This window comes from Loigolactobacillus backii, from assembly GCF_003946275.1.
GTDB classification, from domain to species: domain Bacteria; phylum Bacillota; class Bacilli; order Lactobacillales; family Lactobacillaceae; genus Loigolactobacillus; species Loigolactobacillus backii.
This window is the reverse complement of sequence record NZ_RHNQ01000097.1, coordinates 1-5,037: the sequence shown is the minus strand read 5'-3', so window position 1 is coordinate 5,037 and position 5,037 is coordinate 1. Positions and strand designations below refer to the sequence as shown.

Below are 5,037 nucleotides of genomic sequence, written 5' to 3'. Positions count from 1 at the left end.
CTTTTTTATTTTTCTGATTTTCAAAACAGACAAAAAACCGGTATTAGTTATTCACCAATACCAGAAAGTGTAGACCCTAAAGAAGACAAAGGAAGTGGAATTTCCAAATCAGATGTTTTAGCGTTGCAAAAACGTTTGAAACAGCTAGAAAGTGAGAATGACATCTTAAAAAAAGCCTTAACCATATTCGCCAAAAAGTAAACCCAGATGACTGGCAGACAGCCGTTGATATTAATTTGAAGCACCATAGTATCAAAGAAACCTGTAAAGTACTCTCAGTTCCACGCTCAACTTACTATGAACATCAGCAGAATCATGTATCGCCACAAGCCAAGCGTCGTAAGACACTTAGCCAGTCGATTAAACGCATTTACTTTAATTCTAGACGTATCTACGGGGCACCTAAAATTCTAAAAGCGTTACAAAAAGAAGGTAAGACTGCCAGTATTAAGCTAGTTCAACGATTAATGCGCCAAATGGGGTTAAAATCAATCACGCGCAAGAAGTGGCATTATCAACAAACTAATGATATTGATACGACTGATTATTCAAATATACTCGCGCAAGATTTTCGTACAACCAGTCCAAATCAAAAGTGGTGTGCAGACATAACTTATATTCACACCAAAGCCAATGGCTGGTGTTATTTATCAAGCATTCAGGATTTATATTCACGTAAAATCATTGCCCATAAAATCAGCCGTCATATGACTGCTGATCTTGTGATCAGCACTTTTCAACAAGCCTTTGAAACTAGAAAGACGACTAATAACTTAATTGTGCATACCGATCTGGGTAGCCAGTACCGCAGTGCTGGCTTTGAACAGATCTTAGCGCAACACCATATTCGCCATTCTTATAGCAAGCGTGGCTGTCCCTATGACAATTCATGTTTGGAATCATTTCACGCCAGTTTGAAAAAAGAAGAGGTTTACCAACACCATTATCAGGATTTTGAAGAAGCAAATGCTGCAATATTCAGCTACATTGAGAGCTTTTATAACAGTGCTCGAATTCACAGTAGCATTGATTATTTAACTCCAAATGAAAAGGAAAAATTAGTCGCTTAAATTATACATAAAATGTGTCCAGATTCTTGACCTAAATCCAAAGGATGTTAAATCAATAAGGTTAAACCCCATTATTAGGCATAATTCTAAAGTTTATGAGTTTTAGAAGGATGTTAAATCAATAAGGTTAAACCCCAAGTTTAACCATGAAAGTATTTCTGATGAGTTTTAGAAGGATGTTAAATGGCCACTAGGGTATACCCTATTGGTCTTTTTTATTTCTGTGCTATACTAGGCATTGCAAGTGTTCATTAGAACTGTCCAAAAGGAGAATTGGAAATGGCTAAAATCGGTTATGCGCGTGTGAGTTCCAAGGAGCAACATTTAGATCGACAGTTAGCGGCTTTAAAAGACGTTGATAAATTATTTACGGATAAATTAAGTGGGGCTAACACTAATCGGCCAGAACTGAAAAAAATGCTGGCCTATATTCGTGAGGGTGATATTGTAATGGTCACTGAATTAGATCGCTTAGGCAGAAACAACCAGGATTTGACTAAGATCATGAACTCCATTCAAAATAAGGGTGCCACCCTAGATGTGTTGAATTTACCGTCCATGACTGGAATTACTGACCCTAATTTGCGTCAACTTATGACTAACCTCATCATTGAATTGTATAAGTACCAGGCGGAAAGTGAACGTCAGCGGATCATCGAACGTCAGCAGCAAGGGATTGCCTTAGCTAAGCAGCAGGGTAAATATCATGGGCGCAAACCCCAATACACCCAAGACGATCCCCGCTTGCAACATGCTTTTAAGCTTTATCGAGCAGGCATGAGTGACATTGATGTGTCCCGAAATACAGGTATTAAACGGACGACCTTTATTCGATACCGTGTGAAATACGGTATTAAAAGAAAATAGGGCCCCCCTTTTGGTTAGCACATGTTAACTGAAAGGGTCCCTATTTTCTTTACTTAATAAGTCTAATTAAATTAGTAAGTTTACTCAGGCCTTTTCTGGGTGTAAATAGTTAATTGAGATTCCAGCAATGACAATGATGGCTACTACGAACAAAGCCAAATACCAAGTTACTTGAATCCCCAGGGGAAGATTAGGCGCAGTTAAATTAATCAAGGTTGATCCTATAGCCGTACCATTTGCAATGGCAATATTTTGAATCATTCGTTGTAGTGAACCGATTGTGCCTTGATTGCTGGTGGAACCCGATTGCATGATAGTGGAAATATTAGCTGGCTGAAAATAGCCACCACCGATTCCGAATAAGAATAGGCAACCGTTTACGCTAATTGGCAGCCATTGAACACCAACTAAAAGCAAGCCAACGAAAGCTAGCACAATAATCATAATCCACTATCTTCTTTCATCACTGTCACTAAAGAAGAAAAAACACGTGTAATTAAGATCAATGATATTGTCTATGCGGTCATTAATCATGGGTGAATTAACTATTACAACTACTCAAGGAAAGTTCATCGCACATGAGACTTTGAATTGGCTAAAAAGCCATCTGGATTCACAACGTTTTATTCAAGTTGCTTTTCTTAGTGTTTAGGCTTACTATTTTGCAGTGCTATATTTCAATAATTAGCGTTGGGGGCAAGCAAATATGAATAAGCAACTAGAACGTGTTTCTTTTGCGGGGGCACTTGTTACTTTAGGAATTGTGTACGGTGATATTGGCACTTCACCATTGTATGTTATGAATGCATTGATTGGTGACGCCGGTAAAATGGGAAATATTTCTCCCAATTACGTGATTGGATCGATCTCGTTGATTTTTTGGACATTAATGATCATTACAACGTTGAAGTATGTTGTAATCGCAATGCAAGCCGATAATAAGCGTGAGGGCGGAATTTTTGCTTTATATGCATTGGTTCGAAAAAATTCAAAATGGTTAATTTGGCCAGCCTTGATTGGTGGGGCGGCCATTTTGGCCGATGGAACATTAACTCCTGCAGTAACTGTGACTTCAGCCATTGAGGGATTAAAAAAACAACACCTTGGCCCTGTGGTGTTTAGTAATTCTCAACATAACGTCTTGATTATCACAACAGTTGTTCTACTCGTATTATTTATGATTCAACGTTTTGGAACAGGTGTGATTGGGAAATCCTTTGGACCAGTGATGATTTTATGGTTTGGCTTTTTGGCTGTCTTTGGAATCGTTAATCTAATCAATTATCCAATGATATTGAAGGCTATTTCTCCTTATTATGCAATTAGGGTACTATTCAGTCCAGTTAACAAAGTGGGAATCTTTATACTTGGAAGTATCTTTTTGGCAACCACAGGAGCAGAGGCTTTATATTCCGATATGGGTCACGTTGGCAAGCAGAATATTTATGTAACATGGCCACTAGTATATAGTACCCTATTTTTAAATTACTTAGGTCAGGGTGCTTGGATAATTAGACATGCAGGTGATACTGCTTACAGGAACTTATCGAACTTAAATCCCTTTTATGAAATGCTCCCCGGAACTTGGCGCCTAGTTGGCATTTTGCTAGCCACACTCGCTGCAATTATTGCCTCTCAAGCGTTGATTACGGGTTCTTACACTTTAGTCGATGAAGCAATTGGCTTAAAATTTTTACCTAGAATGGTTATTAGACATCCAAGTAATATAAAAAATCAAATTTATATTGCAACTGTTAACTGGATACTATGTATAATAACAATTAGTGTAGTCTGGTTCTTTGGTAGTTCAAAAAAAATGGAGGCCGCGTATGGTTTAGCGATCACTATTACCATGCTTATGACTACTGTGCTTTTGCATGAATTCTTAAAGAAACACCTGGCTAAGGGAACAGCACTTATAATTGCCTTGTTTTTTGGTTTTATTGAGTTAATCTTTCTAATTTCAAGTTTGGTTAAGTTTATTCATGGCGGTTATGTTACGTTAACAATCATGTTGGGCATTCTTTATATTATGTGGCTTTGGTACTTTGGAAATAAACGAAGAGAACATTATGAGAAAGAAAGCGAGTATGTTTCACTTCTTGACTATCGTGATCAACTCTCTAAATTAAGCGCAGACAATACAGTACCTTTGTTCACGACTAACTTAGTGTATATGACTAAAATTAAGGGTGATTACCAAATTAGGCGTAGTACCATGTATTCTATTCTCGACAGTCAACCTAAAAGAGCTAAAGTTTATTGGTTTGTTACAGTCAATGAAACCAATGCACCTTATGAAAGTAATTATACAGTTGATTTACTTGAGACGCATAATGTTGTTAACGTTCAACTTTACTTAGGGTTTAGGAAATCTCAATCCGTTAGTGTCTATTTACATCAAATTGTAAATCATCTAGTGGAACAAGGTATTTTAGAACCACAAATACCCACGTATTCAACAGAGCGACAACGGAAAGTCGGCAACTTTAAGTTTGTTATTATAAAGGAACAACCAGCAGATTTAATTGTCAATGATAAGTTAAGCTCGTTAGATAGAAGATTGATTGGCGGGCGCATCTATTTGCAGAAAATTACGGCCTCACCTATTTCATGGTATGGTTTGGAGTTTAGCAATGTCATAGAAGAAAGTTCTCCGTTATTTATTACTCAAAATCAGGATCAATACTTAATCCAAAAGAAAATTTATCATCGAGGCAGATTAAGTAAGACTGAAAAATGAGTATGCAGTAGTTTAAGTGCAACAACTAAGTTAGAAAAATTATATTTAGTTTTAATTAATGGTCTGATCTCAGTACTTTACTGAGATCAGACCTTTTTTATTCATCGAAATGCGTTTAGTGTTTTACTATAACACGTATTTAGAAGCAACTTGTTTAGATCTCTCGGTTTGTAAAATTAAGTTAATATTCCTTTATCTTACTTGCTATATTGTCCTTACTGCCTTGGATGTAAGCTGATTCCTGAGACAACTTTTAAGAGAGGGTATAATGAATAAATCGTCTCTCAAAAGGAAGGAATTTTTACATGCCAACTCGTTACGACAAAGAATTCAAACAAAACATTATCAACCTATATA

Annotated in this window: 5 protein-coding genes; 4 read left to right on the top strand and 1 reads right to left on the bottom strand. The window is 36.8% G+C overall.

What is annotated here, in order from left to right:
- The 3 genes from EKM61_RS12115 to EKM61_RS11230 all read left to right on the top strand — a co-directional run.
- Nucleotides 1-201 (top strand): hypothetical protein (locus EKM61_RS12115; RefSeq protein WP_263853555.1); only part of this gene is annotated, 201 nt, incomplete at its 5' end.
- Nucleotides 186-1,070, top strand: coding sequence for an IS3 family transposase (locus EKM61_RS11235; protein WP_143445935.1), 885 nt, complete (start codon nt 186-188; stop codon nt 1,068-1,070). The genes EKM61_RS12115 and EKM61_RS11235, both read left to right, overlap by 16 nt.
- Nucleotides 1,071-1,349: 279 nt before the next feature.
- Complete coding sequence (locus tag EKM61_RS11230; protein ID WP_068377423.1) at nt 1,350-1,937, top strand: recombinase family protein; 588 nt, start codon at nt 1,350-1,352, stop codon at nt 1,935-1,937.
- Nucleotides 1,938-2,021: 84 nt separating this feature from the next.
- Here EKM61_RS11230 and EKM61_RS11225 read toward each other — a convergent pair whose 3' ends face one another.
- Entirely contained in the window at nt 2,022-2,381 is a 360-nt protein-coding gene (locus EKM61_RS11225; protein WP_068226305.1) for a hypothetical protein, read from the bottom strand.
- Between the two features lie 262 nt (nt 2,382-2,643).
- Between EKM61_RS11225 and EKM61_RS11220 the strand changes: the two genes are divergently transcribed.
- Nucleotides 2,644-4,680, top strand: a complete 2,037-nt coding sequence (locus EKM61_RS11220; RefSeq protein WP_068226304.1) for a KUP/HAK/KT family potassium transporter — start codon at nt 2,644-2,646, stop codon at nt 4,678-4,680.
- Nucleotides 4,681-5,037 lie beyond the last annotated feature (357 nt).